Raw genomic sequence first — 18172 nt, 5'->3', positions numbered from 1 at the left:
GAGCCCTTATTTACTGGCGTGGCAGGCGCCTTCTTTCATTTTTTCTGCCGAACAGCTGCCTTCTTTTGATTTGTCAGTGGCACTGGCGTCTTCTTTGGCTTTGTCATGATGATGGTTGCCATCTTTCCCTTTGTCCGCAGAACAATGACCTTCTTTGGCTTTTTTCTTCTCTGCGCTGCACTTGCCATTCGCACATTTTCCTTCTTTGGCTTTATCGGCATCGGCCACCTGGTAGCCTTGCCCCAGTGTTTTTAATTCAAATGGATTTTCAACCGCTTGGGCGGCCGCAGCGGCCACTGACAAGGCGACAGCACTGGAAATTGCAGCAATTTTATGGGTACTCATATTGGTTTCCTTTATCAGACAGTTTTCAGAGTGGGCTTGGCGATGATCGCCCAATGCTAGCAGGTGTTGCGTGATTCATCCATTGATGCGGGCGAGGGATCACCATTTAAGTTGAGGGGGCAATGCCGGCGCGTTGCTCTATCAGTTGCAGGTAATGCGCGGCATCAAGCCCGGTCTGGTTGCGTTGTGCCAGCCAGATGGTTTCTGCCAGGCATTCCAGCAGGGCATGCTGCGCTTCATGTTCCTCTTGATAGCGGGTACACAGTTTGCCGTAGGCTTGCGTGATGCCGGTCGGCTGGTTGATGCTGATTTGCTCCTGGATAGACAAGTGCAAACTCATATGCAAAAACGGATTGGTTTCACCCATTTCGGGATAATAGGCTTGTTGCAGATGCTTGTCAGGCGCATCCAGAATGGCCTGGTATTCAGGGTGCAAATGCATGATGCCTACCGCCATTTTCTCCAGGTCGGTCAATACGTGCTGTTGCTGGAACTTGGCCCAGGCATCAAAGAAGAATTGACGTACTTCGTCGCGGCTGGGGTTGAATAAGGCCATGGTTAGCTTTCTGCCGGTGGCAGCACCGGATGTATCTGTTTATCACGATATTCACATAAATCGACAATGCAGCACACGCCACATTTGGGGCTGCGTGCAGTGCAGGTATAACGGCCGTGCAAAATAAGCAAGTGATGTGCGTCCTGCAAAAACTGTTTGGGTGTGGTGCTTAAAAAGCGTTGCTCGACTTCAAGCACTGTTTTGCCAGTCGCCAGTTTGGTGCGATTGCCCACGCGAAACAAATGCGTATCGACTGCGATCGTCGGCTGACCAAAAGCTGTGTTTAAAATGACGTTGGCGGTTTTTCGTCCCACACCGGCCAGCGCTTCAAGTGCTTCACGCTTGTCAGGTACTTGACCGTTGTGCAAGGTGATTAGTTGCATGCAGCATTTGAGCACATTTTGCGCTTTGGCATGATAAAGGCCTATGGTCTTGATATAGCTTTCCAGGCCTTCTATGCCCAAATCTACGATCGCCTGCGGGGTGTTGGCGACTTTGAACAACTTGCGCGTCGCGATATTGACGCCTTTATCGGTGGCCTGGGCTGACAGGATCACGGCAATCAGTAATTCAAACGTAGTGCTGTATTCCAGCTCTGTCGCCGGATGGGGAATGGCGATGGCCAGTCTTTCAAAAATGGCGAGTCTTTTTTGTGCATTCATAACAGTAATATCAACAATCGCTGGCTTGGGAGTATGTAATCAAGCTGCTGGTAAATTCAAGTGGTTCATCCATTGTTGAGTCGTTCACGCCTGTTTTAGCGCTTTCACGCGCGCCATAGCCGCCGCAATCGCTGCTTTTTTGATGGCCTCGGTGGCAGAGACTGTGGCGGTTTGATCACCCGCAGACAACCCCTGTTTTTGTTGTTTAGTGGTTTGCCTGTGCTCCTGTTTTTCGCATTCGAGCCGCTTTTGCCGGTGTTGATGACGCTGACGTGCCACATTGGCGGCGGATCTGGCCTGTGCAAGCTCGGTTGGAGTATGTTCATAATTAGCGACCGGCTGCATGATGATGCAGTCGACCGGGCACGGCGCCAGGCATAATTCACAGCCTGTGCATTCCTGGCTGATCACCGTATGCATCTGCTTGGCGGCACCGAGAATGGCATCCACCGGGCAAGCCTTGATGCACAGCGTACAGCCTATGCAACGTTGCTCATCTATGATGGCAAGCGCTTTGGGTTTGGTGATGCCATGTTCGGTATTCAATGGCAGGTACGGCAGTTTTAATAACCTGGCCAGTGTGCGGATACCGGGTTCACCGCCTGGCGGGCACTGGTTGATGCTGGCTTGGCCCTCCGCGATGGCGGCTGCATAAGGTTTGCAGCCCTCATAGCCACATTGCTGGCATTGGGTTTGCGGCAATACGTCGTCTATGCGTGTGATCAGGTCAGCTAGCTCAGCTGAACGATCGCGGTCAAAGCCAGCGTGGTTTTGGCCGGTAGCATCTTTCATTGTCGCAATCGCATCATGGCTCAAAGGTTGCATGAAATCACACGCAGGCTGCGTTTTACACCATCAATTTATCAATATGGCTATTATAGCCGAATCTATGTGGTGGTACTGTGGATAGGGTTTGTGATGCGCTGCAAAATGAGCACAAACTTGCCTGCATTTTTCGAGCAAAGGCCACTTGGCAAATTTGTTGCCCATGCTAGCCACAAATGCAGCGATACACTGCGGAATCGCAGCGCGCTTCTTTGGCGTTCAGGCACATAATCGGTTAAAATAATCGCTTTATTATCGAATGGCAGAAGTATGTTAACGGGTAGTTTGGTGGCAATCGTTACCCCCATGTTTGAAGATGGTCGCTTGGATCTGGATAGACTCAAGCAATTGATCGATTTTCAAATAGAGGCGGGGACTGACGGCATCGTGATTGTTGGCACGACCGGCGAATCTCCTACTGTTGATGTGGATGAGCATTGTGCGCTGATCAAGACCACTGTCGAGCATGTCGCCAAGCGCGTGCCGGTGATCGCCGGGACCGGGGCAAACTCTACTTCTGAGGCCATAGAACTGACTGCAAAAGCCAAGGCACTCGGTGCCGATGCCTGTTTGCTGGTCGCCCCTTATTACAATAAACCGTCGCAAGAGGGTTTGTACCAGCATTTTAAAGCGATCGCAGAAGCCGTTGAGATTCCGCAGATTCTTTATAATGTTCCTGGCCGTACTGGCTGCGATCTGAGTAATGACACCGTCTTGCGACTGGCTGCGGTGCCAAATATCGTAGGCATTAAAGATGCTACCGGCGGTATCGAGCGTGGCACGGATTTACTGCTACGTGTGCCAGCCGGGTTTGCCGTTTACAGCGGCGACGATGGTAGTGCATTGGCATTGATGTTGCTGGGCGGCAAAGGCGTGATTTCTGTGACTGCCAATGTAGCTCCGCGCCTGATGCATGAGATGTGTGCCGCCGCGTTGCAGGACGATGTCGTGAAGGCACGGGCGGCGAATGCCAAGTTGTTTGCCTTGCATCAGAAATTGTTCGTAGAAGCTAATCCGATTCCAGTGAAATGGGTATTACAACAAATGGGATTGATTGCTAATGGTATTCGTTTGCCACTGGTCAATCTTTCAACCCAATATCATGAAGTGCTGCGACACGCCATGAAACAGGCGGAAATCGCATCTTAAATGAGGGAAATGAATTACATGAGTAATGTGTTTTTACAGCGTGCGCTGCTGATAGGTCTGGTTATCGTATTGGCTGGCTGCGATTCGATACCATTTTTGAATAATAGCTCTGACTACAAGGGTGCAGGCCGTTCCAAATCGCTGGAAGTGCCCCCTGACCTGAGTTCAGTACGTTCCAGCAGCACCTATAATGTGCCGGGAGCGACTAACTACTCTACCTACAGCCAGAACCAGGAAGCGCAGGAGCAGAATGGTCCGGCGCCAGTGCTGAGTGATATGAAGAATGTGCGTATGGTCAAAGCAGGCTCCCAGCGCTGGCTGGTAGTCAATGCGACACCAGAAAAAATCTGGCCTATCGTGCGCGATTTCTGGCTGGATCAGGGCTTTGCGGTCAAAGTGGAGAATCCTGAAATCGGGGTGATTGAAACCGAATGGTTGCAATCGGATGCGATCAAGCCTAAAGAAGACAATCGTGGCTACGGCGACAAGTTTGATGCCTGGCTGGACAGGTTGTCAGGATTTGCCGACAGACGTAAATTCCGCACCCGGCTGGAGCGCGGTGAGAAAGACGGCACCACCGAGATCTACATGACGCATCGTACTGTGGCTGGTGCCCCGGATGATGGCAAAAATTATGTAAATACCCAGTTGGGTAAAATTGATACCGGCTACCGGATCAATGCCGCAGAAAACAAGAATAATGCCGGCCAGGAGTTTGATGCTGACCTTGATGCAGAGTTATTGCGCCGCATGATGGTTAAACTCGGTCTGGATGAGCAAAAAGCCGATCAGGTTATTACCCAGGCGGCTTCTGACAAGCGCGCTGACGTGGTGAAAGAGGCTGACCAGAGTGTCACGCTGAAACTGAATGAGCCATTTGATCGCGCTTGGCGCCGTGTTGGGCTGGCTCTGGACCGCATCGGCTTTGTGACTGAGGATAAAAACCGTTCTGATGGTATTTTCTTTGTGCGTTATGCCGATACCGATGCTGAAGACCCAATCAAGCAGAAAAAAGGCCTGCTTGAGCGCCTGAAATTCTGGGGCAGTGATGAGGATGAGAAATCCGCCGCCCCTTCAGACGTGAAACAAGGCGATAAAACCAAGTTCTGGAAAGGGACTTCAGAAGGGGATAAATCCAGCAAGCAATACCATATCCAGGTACTGGAAAATGCGGATGATACGACAGATATCTATGTGTTGACCGCTGAAAACAAGCGCAATACATCGACAACTGCAAATCGTATCGTCTCTTTGCTGTATGAACAACTCAAGTAACTGAGGCCTGCGTGCGCTTTGCATCGTTAGGCAGTGGCAGCGCAGGCAATGCGACTGTGGTGGAAGCCGGGGAAACCCGGCTTTTGCTTGACTGCGGCTTTAGTGTCAAAGAGACCGTGCAGCGCTTGAACCGGCTCGGACTGCAACCGGAACAGCTTTCCGGCATTTTAATCACACATGAGCATGATGACCATGCGCGCGGCGCTTTCAAGCTGGCAGCGCGCTACCAAGTGCCGGTTTGGTTAACACACGGTACCTATACCATGTGCCAGCGTTATCTGCCTGCGCAACCGGTGACCGTGCATATCATCGACGCCCATACCCCGCTTGCCTTACAGGATATTGAAGTCATCCCTTACCCGGTTCCGCATGACGCACGAGAGCCCGCCCAGTTTGTGTTTGGCGATGGTGTGCGCAAGTTTGGGGTGTTGACTGATGTTGGCAGTGTCACGCCGCATATTATTGCCATGTTGCAGGGATGTGACGGCTTGTTGCTCGAATGTAACCATGACCTGGAGATGTTGCGTACCGGGCCTTATGCCTATTCGCTCAAAAAGCGTGTCGGTGGCTGGCTGGGGCATCTGGATAACCAGAGTAGTGCGAACCTGTTAGCGCAACTGGACAACAGCAAACTGAAACATATCGTTGCAGCACATTTGAGCGAAAAAAATAATACGCCTGCGTTGGCACAGCAGGCGTTGAGTGAAGTGTTACAGTGTGCAGCCGACTGGGTGCAGATCGCCAGTCAGCAGCAGGGGCTGGACTGGCGGGCTTTATAGTTAAGCCATTCTTTCTACACACCTTGAGCGATCATAGTTTACTGGCCAAGATGATGTTTAAGCTATACCCCATCGCTGGGTCAGTTGGGCATATTATTCTTTTACATACACAGCTAAATAAGTAGTGGTCCCTTGTCCCATGCCCAGGCATCCCGGTTGAGATACGTGAAATACAGAATGAAATTTATAACCTTCTTCTGCCTTTTCATCGAGTCGTTTTTCAAGTGCTGCAATACCCTTATTTGAGAATTGTGCCCCAATTGATTCAATTTTATATTGCATAAACTAATCTCCTTGTTTTAAGTGTAAAAAATCAATGCCGCCTGCACCTGGCTTGCATCTGCCCAAGCGTTTGTATGTATAAATAATTCCATTTAATAGCCCGTGTTGCCTAAATGCAAGTTCACTGTAATGAGAGCAACTGGGATCAAACACACACCTGCATCGCAATGACTTCGGTGCAACTTTACGATAAGTCCTTAATAGCTTGATGGCTAACTTAATTCCAATTGGTCTTGTTGGTAAAGGAAGCGCATCTATTTGAGCATCTATTTGAGTAATGCCAGCTAGCTTTCTCTCGACAGAGGGTCTTAAATGCTCATCAACGTTATACTCAAAAGTATCCATTTTTAACTCACATTAAATTCATCGTTAAATCTAAATGCAAACATGATTATTTAGCACCTCCTATTTTAAGATAATGAATATTCATTGATATCATTGCCCGCTAACAGATAATACAAAGCGCCATTGGTTGCCAGATTGCCGGTACATCGCGGAAGCTGCATTTACAACACCTATTTCACTCAGCATCTTCGTCGCTTCTTCAATCACTGTTCGTTTGCCTATGTTGCTAATCGTTAAAAATAGCTGCCCATTCTTTTTGAGGTACGGTTTTGCACTTTGAATAAAATTAAGCATCACAACTCCCTCATGGTCGATGGCTATTTCGTTATATTCTTTTTTCTCAAGAGGCAAGGGCTCGCAATGAAGGAGAGGTGCGTTGAATATGATGTAATCAAACATTTCGTCTGGAACGTTATCAAATAAGTTGGATTCAATCACTTCTACTTGATTGTGCAACTCCAGGTTTCTAATGTTAGATTGGGCGCATTGGTAAGCGCCTTTACCAATGTCGGTAGCGATGATTCGTGATGCACCTAATTTAGCTGCGACGCATGATATTGCGCCTGTTCCACACCCAATTTCCAGCAAACTTGTGTGCGGCTGAAGCACGCTAAAAAGAGCGTCTCCAATAAAGTGTGTAGATGAACCCTCTATAGGATGATAAACACCATCAATAGATTTAATATCTAAGCCGTAGAAATTAGAGGTCTCCTCCTTTTTTTGTTTTTGAATGAACTCAAGATGAGACATCATCACGCTGTCCATATTTGCCAACCAGAACTGATCTTCTAACCACCACCAATTTTTATTCAAACGATATTCTTCTTTCTTATGTTTTATAAATGCAATTTAATTTTATGGATGTCATTCCCAGTGTTTCTTGAAAAATGAGGCGCCACGAAAGTCCGTTTTTAGTAAAGCTAAAGGCCTATTTCTAAAAAAGATTTAATGATCTGGGATCACCCGGATTGCTCATGAAATTCAGTTGTAGTAAATCAATTTGCGCGCGCTTGAAATTAGAATGACTCGCAAGTTCAAGCCATTTTCTTGCGGCAATAACATCTTTTTCTATAAACTTTCCCAGATATAACATCTCACCAAGTTCGGTTTGTGCTATGGGGAAGCCTGATTCCGCAGCCTTTGTTAGCATGTGAATGCTTTTTTTATTACTGCTATTTGTTCTAAAAACCTTGCCCGTATCGACATCCACTATTTTCTTTAAACCATCGCGGTAAGCAATGCCTAACGTGGTTTGTGCAACCAGATTCCCTTTGTTTGCACGGCTTAAAAGTAAAGGGATCTCATCTTCTGATAAATGCTTAACACGTTGCTGTATTTCAGCATCAAGCTGCGACAATTCTGATTCACTAAGTTGCGCATACCAGCTGGGACTAGCTTGTTTATCTTGAAGTTTCACGCCTCGAGAAGCCTGAATATGTTGATCTTGAGCGTGAAGTTTGGCAGTTTTGGGCGATACCATTTGAACACCGTCTGGAGGCACAAAATAAAAGTCATCCACAAGGGATGACTCATACCATGGCTGTTGGTCATCAAAGGTCTTTTTGCGCACTGCATCAGCCACTTTTTTCAGAACAGTTTCAATTGTCACTCCAGGTTTTTTTATTTCATCAGAAAGCATGGCTGTATAAAGACTATGCTTATTACCCAAGCCATCTTCTGCAAGCTGCCCTGGCGCAGTAGAGTAAGCAATAATAGAACCCTTTGGTGTATTTACTTTTGCAAGCCCAATATTTTCTAAACTTCGGAATTTTGAAGGGTTGCTGGGTTGAAACGGATTGTTTCGACAAGCGTCCAGAATGACTATGTTCACAACTGAGTTAGCATGGTGAAGACTATCCAGCATCGCTTTGAGCGGATAGGCATTGACCTCAACGCCACGTTCGCTGGTAAGGCGCATGTCAATTGGAATCAAATAGTTTGCGCCGCTAATCTGCACTCCATGACCAGCGTAGTAAACCAAAGCAACCGAACCTTTCGGTAACCCATTGTAAAACTCTCTCACTTTGGTAAAAAAAGCCTTGCGATCTAAATCTGCGACTAGCGTTACATTAAAGCCAACCTCCTTCAAGGTATCCGCTATCAGTTGCGCATCTTGCACGGGGTTAATGAGTGGCTTATTTATATAATTACTATTACCAATCACTAGCGCTTGCATAGTCACTGGCGCTAATTCAACAGCATACGCATCCAGAATAAACAATGACAATCCTGTCGCTATCGATAGACATATGGAGGTATAAACGCGCTTTAATACTTTTACATAAGCTTGATGCAGACTCATTGGGATGTACCCGGAAAAATTGACAAAGCTTCATCTACCAAGCCCGAATTGAGCAGGTCTGCTTTAATGGTATTTAGCTTTTCTGGCGCTTCTAATTGAAGCCATAACTCTCCAGTCTCAGAGGGCCCTGCGACAACGCGACAGCCATTTTTTCTTAGCAGATCCACCAGTTGTGCATAATCTGTTTGGGGATTAACGGTTACTTTTAAATGCGCTTCAACCTGGGCCGGACTGCTTAATCCTCTGTAAGCTGAACTACTTGAAAGGATGCCAAGCTGTAAAATTGCTGCTGATTGCGCGATAAATAAACTTAAAACCACGGCGAAGGCTGGTGTTAGTCCCAGATAAATACATATGTTTTTAAAACGCTCTGTTAACGTCAACTTTTTATGTAATGTTTGATACTGTTTTAATAGTTTTTGCCATGAAACAGCGGAGGCAAGTTGCGTAGTGTCCTGTTCTAATGCAGATCTTATTCTGTTAGATAAGTCTATGTGTGCTTTAAGCGTTGGAAACTTCATTAAGTAGTTCTGCATAAACTGCTTATCTTCAGGGCTTAGCGTCCCATTGACATAAAATGGAATCAACTCTTCAAATGCTCTACGGTCTGGGTCCATTTCAATCATGATAATTTCCCATTACCTAAAGCTTTTTTTACGCATTCTGTGATTTTTAATCTGGCATGCATTAATCTTGTTTTCACGGTTCCTATCGGACAGTCCTGCATCAGAGCAATCGCCTCTAACTTTTCGTCATTGAAAAACACCAGACTAATCGCTTCTCGCTGCTTAGGTGGAAGCTGCTTCACACATTCTCTTAGAACCTCATCTATCTCCTGATGCTCCAGTATTTCAAGGATGGATTTACTGTCATCTGGAATGGTATTGATGATTGCTTCATCAATTTCCTGAGTGGGTGGCTGACGATTTTGCTTTCGCCCCCAATCTTTAGCTTTGTAGCTTGCAATCGCACACAGCCAAGTAAAAAACTTGCATGATCCATCATAGCCATGCGGTTTTTTACAAAGCACCATAAACGTATCATTCATAATCTCCTCTACAGAAGAATCATCATTCACTTGATAGCGGATAAATTTTGATAGATTTGGCTGATAGTGAAAATATATCTTCTTAAATGCTTTATCGTTGCCATGGGCAATAAGGTTCAATAGTTGATATATTTCTTCGCGAGGGAGATCATTCATAAGACTAGATTGGTTAGAGTTTATGGATATCTTGATACTGTTTCAGCAAGCATTACCTTAATCGTAATTTTTTGACTTCACCAATTCCTCGGTTTTTTTAGATTGCATACCTTGCACTGGCAGAAATGGATTATCCAGAATCCCTTTTCCTGCACCTAACTTATCAAGCTCAGTCATCTTTTTGCAGCCCTTTTAAAACTGACGCCAGTCTAATTTGTAAATAATTTTTACTCAATTGAACCATATTCCAAATCCCGACGATTAATGGAGTGAGTGCTCGGATGGCGTTAATGAAGTTAACCTGTTCACTTGCCATCGTTGCTGTTTAATACTAAATAATAGTGATTCAACTAATAATTAATCAACATAATTTTAGAGATAATATAAGATAATATAAAAAACATTAAGAATGTAAGGGAAGAACATGATACATAAAATGCGGCCAATTGCTGTCGCTTTGATTTCCACACTGACATTACAAGGGTGCGCTCATATAGAAACGGCTAAGCAAAAAGCAAAAGAAACCTTTGCCAGCGATGATCCATGCTCGAATAATGCACGCAATATGGGGATTCTTTTGGGATCTGTGGCTGGCGCTATCATTGGCAACAAGGTGGGTGGCGATAAAACTGCAGGAACTTTAATCGGGTTGGGTTTAGGTGGTGCTTTGGGCGCATATATTGGCGTTGAAATCGATAAGCGAGAGTGCGAGCTCTCTAAGATCGGAAAAAAATACGATCTTGATATGCAGGTGACACCTCTTGCCATCAGCGCAACACCTACAGACAAAGACAGTAGCAATGCAAACGCTAACGTTCAAAATGTAGGTCTTTCAGTATCTATCACCGATATAGATGGCAAATCTCAATTCAATAGCGGTTCTGGCGAGTTGTTAACGGATGCAAAAATTCATTTTAGTGAAATTGCTAAGCAATATTCACCTATTGAGCAAGCCAAACTTTTGTCAGCCGACAAAACTGAACAAGAGAAAAAAACGGTTGTTAATGAGCTAAGTAAAAAGCGCATTTTGTTGATCGGACATACTGATGACACTGGGGATACTAAGCTGAATGCCGAGTTGTCCGAGAAGCGGGCCAAAGCTGTCGCCAAGGTCTTCAAAGAGAGTGGAGTAAGCGAAAATCAGCTCTTCTATCAAGGCTCAGGTGAGACTATGCCAATCGCGGACAATAATACTCCTGAGGGCCGAGCTAAGAATCGTAGAGTAGAGATCGTTGACTTATCTTCTGAAGAGGCATTTAAATTATATTTGCAAAACAAACGTGCAAATACTGAATATTACCGCCCTGTTGATAACACCAGTAACGTTGAGCAGGCGGCTGCTACAGGCTCAATTGAGATTAAGCCTAACCAAAAACAGGTGAATAGTGCGAAAAAAACAAAAAACAAAAAAACACCATCAACGCAAGCTGACAAAAACGAAAATATTGAGACCATAGCGCAGCCTGAGGTTTCAGTTGCTGAAAACAGAACTATCCAAAGCAGTAAAAAAACAAATGTAGCGAAATCGAATACGAATAGCAAAACTCAAGAAGACTCGAATAAGCAAGTCAATCTAGCCACGGCATCAACTATCGATTTTGGTGGGCTCCCAATGTCTAAACAAAACAATATCGTTAACATTGGGAATGTAGAACAGAAAAAATCAAGTTTTTCTTTGATTAGCCAGGCGCAAGCGACTGATTTAAAAGCAATCAGTACTTGCAATCTGGATCGACCAAGAGTCAGCGGTACGGTGAAATCGTTAAAAGACGGGAAAAGCTATTCCACATCAGATTATCTGCCAGGCGTTTACGACAGCTCATGGGCTGGGGAGGTCAATGGTCATCTGGTTGCTTTGACACATGTTGCAGTATTAAGAGATGGTGGCGTTCCTGCAGGCCAGCCAAATCTTCTTATTTACCAAGATTACAATCCAAAAAGCAAAAAAACACCTATTTATAACAGTCCAGCCAATGTGAACACCTATCAGGGAGATAAAGCACTTTTATATAGGGTTTTCGTTGCTGGCCCTGTTCAATGTATAGACATCGTGATACCAAATGCTAACCCAAGAGAAGCACCAAACTCATCAGTAGTATACAAAAAGAATAACGAATTCTATTCTTCAGAATTCAATCCAAAATTAGCGAAGAATTAACAGTAAAGGGGAATTAAATGTGGGAATCTATCAATAACTTTATGCTTCAAAATGCACTATTTTTTAAAGTATTAGTGCCTATTATTATCAGTATTTGCCTATACCAGATTCAAAGTGTGAGATTTTGGGTGACTGATTTTTTAGTGAGTGTTAAATGGGTAGGCAAGATTGCCAGATGGTCTAAAGATGAAGCACAGGGTGCGCCAGGCTGGACAGCTGCAGAAGAGAGTTTATGTGCGACGTATAAACCGTTCGTGTCGTTTCTGACACAAAAGCAATTCAATAATAATATTGAGTACATCAAGGCTGCGGGAGATTTGGGCAATAAACCAACCCCTGCTTGGGTTTGGTTTTTGCTGTTTCCTTTAGTGGTCGCTGAAGGCCTGGGGTTTTCTTTTTTACTGGCAAGTTGGATGGCAAGAGAGGGTAGTGCGAACACGCTTAATCTACTCATGTTTGCAATCGTATTCGTTATAGCGATTGTTTTAGTAGCAATTATGCATCAAGCGGGGCATCAGTTGCATCGTACGTTACTACTGCGTGCGCAATATAAAGAATATAAAGGAAACAGCAGTGCTTACTCAGACAGCTCTGTAGCACTTAATGATAATCAGGACGACGATAAAGATAAGCCTAACCATACTCGTTGTGTGAACCGTGTCGCAAAAAATCCGCGTGATAAAGGTAGCTTTTTTGTGGTGTACCTTGCAATAGTGTCTATCGCTATTATTGCGATCACTTCAACTGTCATGAGATATGAAAATTTGCAAGCGGATCATGCTCGTAGTGCATCAGTACAAGAGTCAGCCTCCGGCAATCCTTTTGATAATACTGAGTTGCCAAGTGAAGTGATGGAGCCTCAGCAAGCAGCAGATGCGAAGGCGCGATCTGATATCAATTCAAATGAAAATACTGAGGGTATGTTTGCATTTATTATGCTTGGTTTCATTTTTGTGATCACTCAGTTTGTAGGTATTGGTGCAGGGTACAAATATGGTTTTGTGGGAAAAGAGTCTGCAGAAGCTTATAAATCAACATTTGGATTTTCTACTTATGATGCGTATCGTAAATCGATGACGCCACTTGTTGATCTAATCAATAGACGATTAAAAGATTTGCAACAAAAGCTTAAAGATTTGCATGCAAATACTAATCCACTGAACAAAAAGTTTTTAGATTACATTGCAGAGCAAATCAAAGTGGACGAGGTTGCAGAAGAGACTATTAATCAAACCTCTACGAGTTCTGCTAAGTCAGTTGCAGCGTCGTCTTCTCCATTACCCTCCGAAGTCGACGTTGCGAAAGCTGAGATTCTCAAGCGTGATGAGGTTGCGCAAAAAGAATATTATTTAACGCTGAGTCCTCAAACCCAAGATGCACTCAAGCCTTGGTTAAAGCAGCGAAAAGAAGAGAAATTAGCCAAAATACAGCAGGAAGAATTACTGAAACAACAGCAAGCCAAAGCTGACGTTGAAGATTTGTTTTAAGTAATATGCGCAGATTCAGGACTGGATAATAATTATGAATAGAAATAAATTAATCATTGCTTTGGGATTGTTGCTAAATGCAACTAGCTTATTAGCCGGCATAAGTAACGACATTCCCAGTTGCTACGAGGCTAATAAAATAACCAATACAATGACACCCGAAAAAGAAGTGTTTGTCTTAATCGATCAGACAACGAAATTTGATGCCAATCTTCAAAAATCAATCAAAGAAAATACAGGAAGTCAGTTAAAACCAGGTACATCATACGTAGTCAGTCAGTTTTCATCATTTTCACAAGGGCATTACATGGATGTTTTGTCTGCCGGCACTTTTGAGCAGCAGATTCCAGATGATCTGAGGAATGATATTAGCGTCAGGTTATTGAAAAAGTTTGATTCCTGTATGCAAGGCCAAAAAAAATATGGTTTAAAAGTTGCCGCGACAGCACTGAATAAAGCTTTAGCTGGCAGCAGTTCTGATCTGGCGAAATCTGATGTACTGGCTGGTCTGAAAGACTTATCCAATCGCGTCAAGAAATCACAAGCTAAAATCAAAATCGTTATTTTAGCCTCTGATATGCTTGAGAACTCTTCGATTAGTAGCTTTTATGCAAAACAAGCTGTGCGGCTGATTGATCCAAAAAAAGAACTCAAACTAGTGACCGATAATAATATGGTTGGTGATTTTGGCGGCGCTAAAGTTTATATCATTGGCGCTGGCTTGCTTGCAGAAGATGTCAATAATGCGAAGGGTGTTTACCGCTCACCGCAAATTATGCAGGCGCTTAGTACTTTTTGGAAAGAGTGGTTTAAGCTATCAAATGCAGAGGTGGTCGAGCTTGGTCAGCCTGCGTTACTTAATCCTATTAATTGATTCCATATAAAATAATTTATTTGACCTGATTCAGACGAATAAAGAAGTAGATAGACAAGGCACTTTTGAGTGCCTTGTTTTTTATGTGAGTCATTTTTACCAGTTTTTTATAATAATTGTTTTGATACCCCAAACATTATTTTAAGCACTTGCCCTCAGCCCCTATGATTGATTCAGCGCAACTAATTAACACTCATGATGCTGCCACGTTTGCTAGGAAAGACCGTGCTCTCTCCGTTAAGTAGATGAGGTTCAGCAAAATATACATTGATCGTTTTTTAATAATCTGAACTCGCGATTGATTGTTTCCACATTTACGAAAATATACCAACTGGATATCTAAATGATGCGTGACAAGGCCAGATAAAAGCAGTAAAAATTTTAGACAAGAAAAAGCGGTTCATATTTCTATGAACCGCTTTTTAATTGGCAGGGAGCTAACCCATACCAAGTGGACTTCTAATCCAGCACATGAATCTGCTCAGATAACCGTATCATGCGTTCTACCGGGGTGACCCAGACAATACCGTCGCCGATATTGCCAGTGTGTCCCACCTCGACGATGGTTTGCAGGATGCCTTCTACCAGCTCATCCGGCACCACCATATACAAATACACTTTAGGGCTGTAATCCGTCAGTTCTTCACGCACACCTATGCTCGGTTTTTGCAGATGGTGTCCGCAGCCTTCGACCTTGTTCACCGACATGCCGGGGAAGCCTTTGATGTTACGCAGTGCCGAGCGGATCTTTGGTAATCTGGCTGGTTGTATAACTGCTTTGATTTCTTTCATAAACTGTCCTTTCGAGCGCTGACTAACTGGCGGCGTTATGCCTCGATTTTGCTTTCTTCAAACTTGCGATATAGCGTAGGTACCACGATCAGTGTCAGCAGGGTGGATGTGATCAGCCCCCCGATGACGACAATGGCGAGCGGGCGCTGGACTTCAGCGCCAGGGCCAGTTGCAAACAGGAAAGGTACCAAGCCTAGCATGGCGACGGTGGCCGTCATCATCACTGGCCTGAAGCGTTGGGCACATCCCTGTAAAATCGCATCCAGCTGGCTTTTGCCTTCATCGCGCAGGGTGCGGATATACGATACCAGCACCACCGCATTCAGCACGGCGATCCCCCACAGCGCGATAAATCCAACTGAAGCGGGCACTGACAGATATTCACCTGTGATAAACAAGGCAATCACACCACCAATCGAAGCAAACGGCAATACCAGGATGATCATGGTGGCAAAACGCATGGACTGGAACAGCAAGAACAGCAGGAAGAAGATCGCAGCAATCGTCACCGGGATAATAATCATCAGGTGACCCATGGCACGTTCCATATTCTGGAACTGGCCGCCATATTCCAGATAATAGCCATCCGGTAATTGCAACTTCTGATCCAGTACTTGCTGCATTTCGGCCACAAAACCACCGAGGTCGCGGTCTTTGACGTTCACGCCAATCACGATCCGGCGTTTGGCCAGTTCACGGCTGATCTGCGCAGGGCCGTCCTTGATTTCAATATCTGCCAGATCATCCAGTGCTACGCGTGAGCCATTGGGTGAAGTCAGCATGATATTGCGTATCGCTTCCTCATCATTACGGAAAGATTCCGGGTAGCGGACGGCTGCAGAGAAACGACGTTGGCCTTCAAAGATCTCGGTGGCGATTTTGCCGCCAACCGCGGTTTCGATCACGTCATGCACATCTGCAGCATTAATGCCGTGGCGGGCAATGGCCTGACGATCAATGGTGATATTCAGGTATTGCTGCCCGGACACTTTTTCCACCTTGATTTCAGTGGCGCCTTGCACGGTGCCGGCAATCCTGGCGATCTCGTCTGCTTTCTGTTTCAGCATATCCAGATCTTCACCAAAAATCTTCACCGCTACATCCGCCCGTACGCCGGTCAGTAACTCATCGACACGGTCAGAAATCGGTTGTGCCATGATGATTTGCACGCCAGGAATGTATTTTTCCAGCACTTCGCGCATTTTTTCGGCGATGTCATCCTGTGTCCAGCCTGCTGGCCATTCTTCACGCGGTTTCAGGCTGATGATAGGCGTAGATTCGTTTTGTGCCTGCGCATCCGCCGGGCTTTCACCGCGACCCAGGCCAGAAATGGCAGATTTAACGCCTGGCACCTGCTCCATGATCAGCTTCATGCCTTTGTTTTCCATCTTGATGGACTCTTCAAGCGAGATATTAGGCACGCGGTTGATACCAGGTACGATAGAGCCTTCTTTCATTTCGGGGATAAACGATGTCCCTAATAATGGAAACAGGGCAATCGTGCCGATAAAAAGCAAGCCGGACGCGATGATGGTTTTTCTCTCATTGTTGAGCACCCAGTTCAGGGCTTTCAGGTAGGGGCGTTTAATCGCCTGGATAAACTTGGTGTCTTCACCGCTACCGCCTTTCAGCAGGTAGGAGCACAAGGCTGGCGTCATGGTCAGCGATAAAACCAGCGACACAAACAGGGCGATCGCAATCGTGTAAGCCAGCGGGGCAAACATCTTGCCTTCCATGCCTTCCAGCGTCATCAATGGCAAAAACACCAGGATGATAATGCCTACCCCAAACAGCACCGGTGTGGCAACTTCAGTTGCCGCCTCTAGCACGACGCGGATCTTGCTTTCGTCTTTGCGATGACCCAAGTGGTGAAAGGCGTTTTCTACCACCACGACTGAGCCATCTACCATTAAGCCAATGGCGATCGCCAGGCCACCCAGTGACATCAGGTTGGCAGAAATACCGTAATGGTTCATGACCATGAAGGTGATCAACGGCGTTAAAATCAAAGTGCCCACCACGATGACGCTTGAGCGAATATCGCCGAGGAACAGGAACAACACCACGACCACCAGGATAATGCCTTCAATCAGCACTTTGGTGACGGTGTGCAGCGCTGCATCTACCAGCTCGCTTCGGTCGTAATAGGGCACGATTTGCAGGCCGTGTGGCAACATGCCTTTGCTATTGATCTCTTCAACACGCGCTTTGATACGGCTGACCACTTCTTTGGCGTTACCGCCACGCATCATGATAACAATGCCACCTACCGATTCGGTATCGCCGTTTTTGAGCACGACACCCACCCGCACTTCATGCCCTATGGTCACTTCGGCGACATCTCGGATATAGACCGGGATACCGTTTTCTTCCTTGAGCACCATGTTGCGGATATCGTCCAGGTTCTGCACCAGGCCGACGCCGCGGATCAGGTATTGTTCGGCATGGTGTTGCAGAATGCCGCCACCGCTGTTGGCGTTGTTACGTGCCAAAGCGTCATAGACATCCTTTAGCTTGATCGAAAAGTGCGTCATGCGGTCAGGGTTGACCAACACCTGGTATTGCTTGACGTAACCACCTTGCGAATTGATCTCAGCCACGCCGGGAATACCACGCAGCAAAGGACGAACCACCCAATCCTGAATGGCGCGGCGTTCGGTCAGGTCTGCCTGCGTCAATGGTTTCTTGCCGTCGTCGGGTTTGTCCAGCGTAAATTGATAGACTTCGCCAAGGCCAGTGGATACCGGCCCCAGAATCGGCATGACGCCATCCGGCATGCGTTCCATGACTTCCATCAGCCGTTCCATCACCAGCTGCCGTGCAAAATACACATCGGTGCTATCGGTAAATACCAGCGTGATCAGCGATAACGCATTTTTATTTACCGAGCGCATTTCCACCAGGCCAGGCAGGCCTGTCATGGCGATTTCGAGCGGTACTGTGATAAAACGTTCTACTTCTTCCGGTGATTTTCCGGTGGCTTGGGTGGCAATGAGTACTTGAACATTGGTCACGTCCGGGAAGGCATCCACTGACAGGTTTTTCACGGCAAACAAGCCGGCAAACACCAGTGCGACGGCAAGTACCAATACAATTAGGCGCTGCTTGAGCGCCCCTCGAATCATTGATTCAATCAT

General features: G+C 45.9%; 18 protein-coding genes. 6 read left to right on the top strand and 12 right to left on the bottom strand.

Annotated elements, in window-relative coordinates:
- Positions 1–6 precede the first annotated feature (6 nt).
- The 4 genes from ACTS9Y_RS03420 to ACTS9Y_RS03405 form a co-directional block, all read right to left on the bottom strand.
- A complete protein-coding gene (locus tag ACTS9Y_RS03420; protein ID WP_442584611.1) occupies positions 7–345 on the bottom strand; it encodes a hypothetical protein in 339 nt (112 codons plus the stop codon).
- 106 nt (positions 346–451) lie between these two features.
- The gene (locus tag ACTS9Y_RS03415) at positions 452–901 is read right to left on the bottom strand and encodes a DUF1841 family protein (protein WP_442584610.1); all 450 of its coding nucleotides are present in this window, start codon (positions 899–901) and stop codon (positions 452–454) included.
- A 2-nt stretch (positions 902–903) separates the two neighbouring features.
- Complete coding sequence (gene nth / locus ACTS9Y_RS03410; RefSeq protein WP_442584609.1) at positions 904–1563, bottom strand: endonuclease III; 660 nt, start codon at positions 1561–1563, stop codon at positions 904–906.
- 84 nt (positions 1564–1647) lie between these two features.
- Positions 1648–2388, bottom strand: a complete 741-nt coding sequence (locus tag ACTS9Y_RS03405; protein WP_442584608.1) for an RnfABCDGE type electron transport complex subunit B — start codon at positions 2386–2388, stop codon at positions 1648–1650.
- 270 nt (positions 2389–2658) lie between these two features.
- Between ACTS9Y_RS03405 and dapA the strand changes: the two genes are divergently transcribed.
- From dapA to ACTS9Y_RS03390, 3 genes are read left to right on the top strand one after another with little or no spacing between them, the layout of a single operon-like run.
- Positions 2659–3537: a 4-hydroxy-tetrahydrodipicolinate synthase gene (gene dapA / locus ACTS9Y_RS03400; RefSeq protein WP_442584607.1), complete on the top strand. Its 879-nt coding sequence runs from the start codon at positions 2659–2661 to the stop codon at positions 3535–3537.
- Between the two features lie 18 nt (positions 3538–3555).
- Entirely contained in the window at positions 3556–4812 is a 1257-nt protein-coding gene (bamC, locus tag ACTS9Y_RS03395) for an outer membrane protein assembly factor BamC (RefSeq protein WP_442584606.1), read from the top strand.
- 11 nt (positions 4813–4823) lie between these two features.
- Positions 4824–5591 carry an MBL fold metallo-hydrolase gene (locus ACTS9Y_RS03390; RefSeq protein ID WP_442584605.1) on the top strand — a complete coding sequence of 256 codons (768 nt, stop codon included), beginning with the start codon at positions 4824–4826 and terminating at the stop codon, positions 5589–5591.
- Positions 5592–5684: 93 nt separating this feature from the next.
- Here the strand turns inward: ACTS9Y_RS03390 and ACTS9Y_RS03385 are convergent, their stop codons facing one another.
- The 6 genes from ACTS9Y_RS03385 to ACTS9Y_RS03360 form a co-directional block, all read right to left on the bottom strand.
- On the bottom strand, positions 5685–5873 hold the full coding sequence (locus ACTS9Y_RS03385) for a hypothetical protein (RefSeq protein WP_442584604.1): 189 nt from the start codon (positions 5871–5873) through the stop codon (positions 5685–5687).
- A gap of 3 nt (positions 5874–5876) precedes the next feature.
- Positions 5877–6218: a membrane protein insertion efficiency factor YidD gene (yidD, locus tag ACTS9Y_RS03380; protein WP_442584603.1), complete on the bottom strand. Its 342-nt coding sequence runs from the start codon at positions 6216–6218 to the stop codon at positions 5877–5879.
- A gap of 90 nt (positions 6219–6308) precedes the next feature.
- Positions 6309–7031 (bottom strand): methyltransferase, encoded by a 723-nt coding sequence (locus ACTS9Y_RS03375; protein ID WP_442584602.1) that lies wholly within the window; start codon positions 7029–7031, stop codon positions 6309–6311.
- Positions 7032–7152: 121 nt separating this feature from the next.
- Positions 7153–8520: a caspase family protein gene (locus ACTS9Y_RS03370; RefSeq protein ID WP_442584601.1), complete on the bottom strand. Its 1368-nt coding sequence runs from the start codon at positions 8518–8520 to the stop codon at positions 7153–7155.
- A complete protein-coding gene (locus tag ACTS9Y_RS03365) occupies positions 8517–9146 on the bottom strand; it encodes a hypothetical protein (RefSeq protein ID WP_442584600.1) in 630 nt (209 codons plus the stop codon). The genes ACTS9Y_RS03370 and ACTS9Y_RS03365 overlap by 4 nt, the downstream gene beginning before the upstream one ends.
- On the bottom strand, positions 9143–9724 hold the full coding sequence (locus ACTS9Y_RS03360; RefSeq protein WP_442584599.1) for an RNA polymerase sigma factor: 582 nt from the start codon (positions 9722–9724) through the stop codon (positions 9143–9145). The genes ACTS9Y_RS03365 and ACTS9Y_RS03360 overlap by 4 nt, the downstream gene beginning before the upstream one ends.
- 424 nt (positions 9725–10148) lie before the next feature.
- Here ACTS9Y_RS03360 and ACTS9Y_RS03355 point away from each other — a divergent pair, with 424 nt between their 5' ends.
- From ACTS9Y_RS03355 to ACTS9Y_RS03345, 3 genes are read left to right on the top strand one after another with little or no spacing between them, the layout of a single operon-like run.
- Complete coding sequence (locus ACTS9Y_RS03355; protein WP_442584598.1) at positions 10149–11882, top strand: OmpA family protein; 1734 nt, start codon at positions 10149–10151, stop codon at positions 11880–11882.
- Positions 11883–11899: 17 nt separating this feature from the next.
- Positions 11900–13369, top strand: coding sequence for a hypothetical protein (locus tag ACTS9Y_RS03350; protein WP_442584597.1), 1470 nt, complete (start codon positions 11900–11902; stop codon positions 13367–13369).
- 34 nt (positions 13370–13403) lie between these two features.
- Entirely contained in the window at positions 13404–14243 is an 840-nt protein-coding gene (locus tag ACTS9Y_RS03345; RefSeq protein WP_442584596.1) for a hypothetical protein, read from the top strand.
- Positions 14244–14702: 459 nt separating this feature from the next.
- Here ACTS9Y_RS03345 and ACTS9Y_RS03340 read toward each other — a convergent pair whose 3' ends face one another.
- Complete coding sequence (locus ACTS9Y_RS03340) at positions 14703–15035, bottom strand: P-II family nitrogen regulator (protein ID WP_442584595.1); 333 nt, start codon at positions 15033–15035, stop codon at positions 14703–14705.
- Between the two features lie 35 nt (positions 15036–15070).
- Positions 15071–18172 (bottom strand): efflux RND transporter permease subunit, encoded by a 3102-nt coding sequence (locus ACTS9Y_RS03335; RefSeq protein WP_442584594.1) that lies wholly within the window; start codon positions 18170–18172, stop codon positions 15071–15073.

This window comes from Methylophilus sp. (assembly GCF_052173275.1).
Lineage (GTDB): Bacteria > Pseudomonadota > Gammaproteobacteria > Burkholderiales > Methylophilaceae > Methylophilus.
This window is presented reverse-complemented; position numbering and strand designations above follow the sequence as displayed.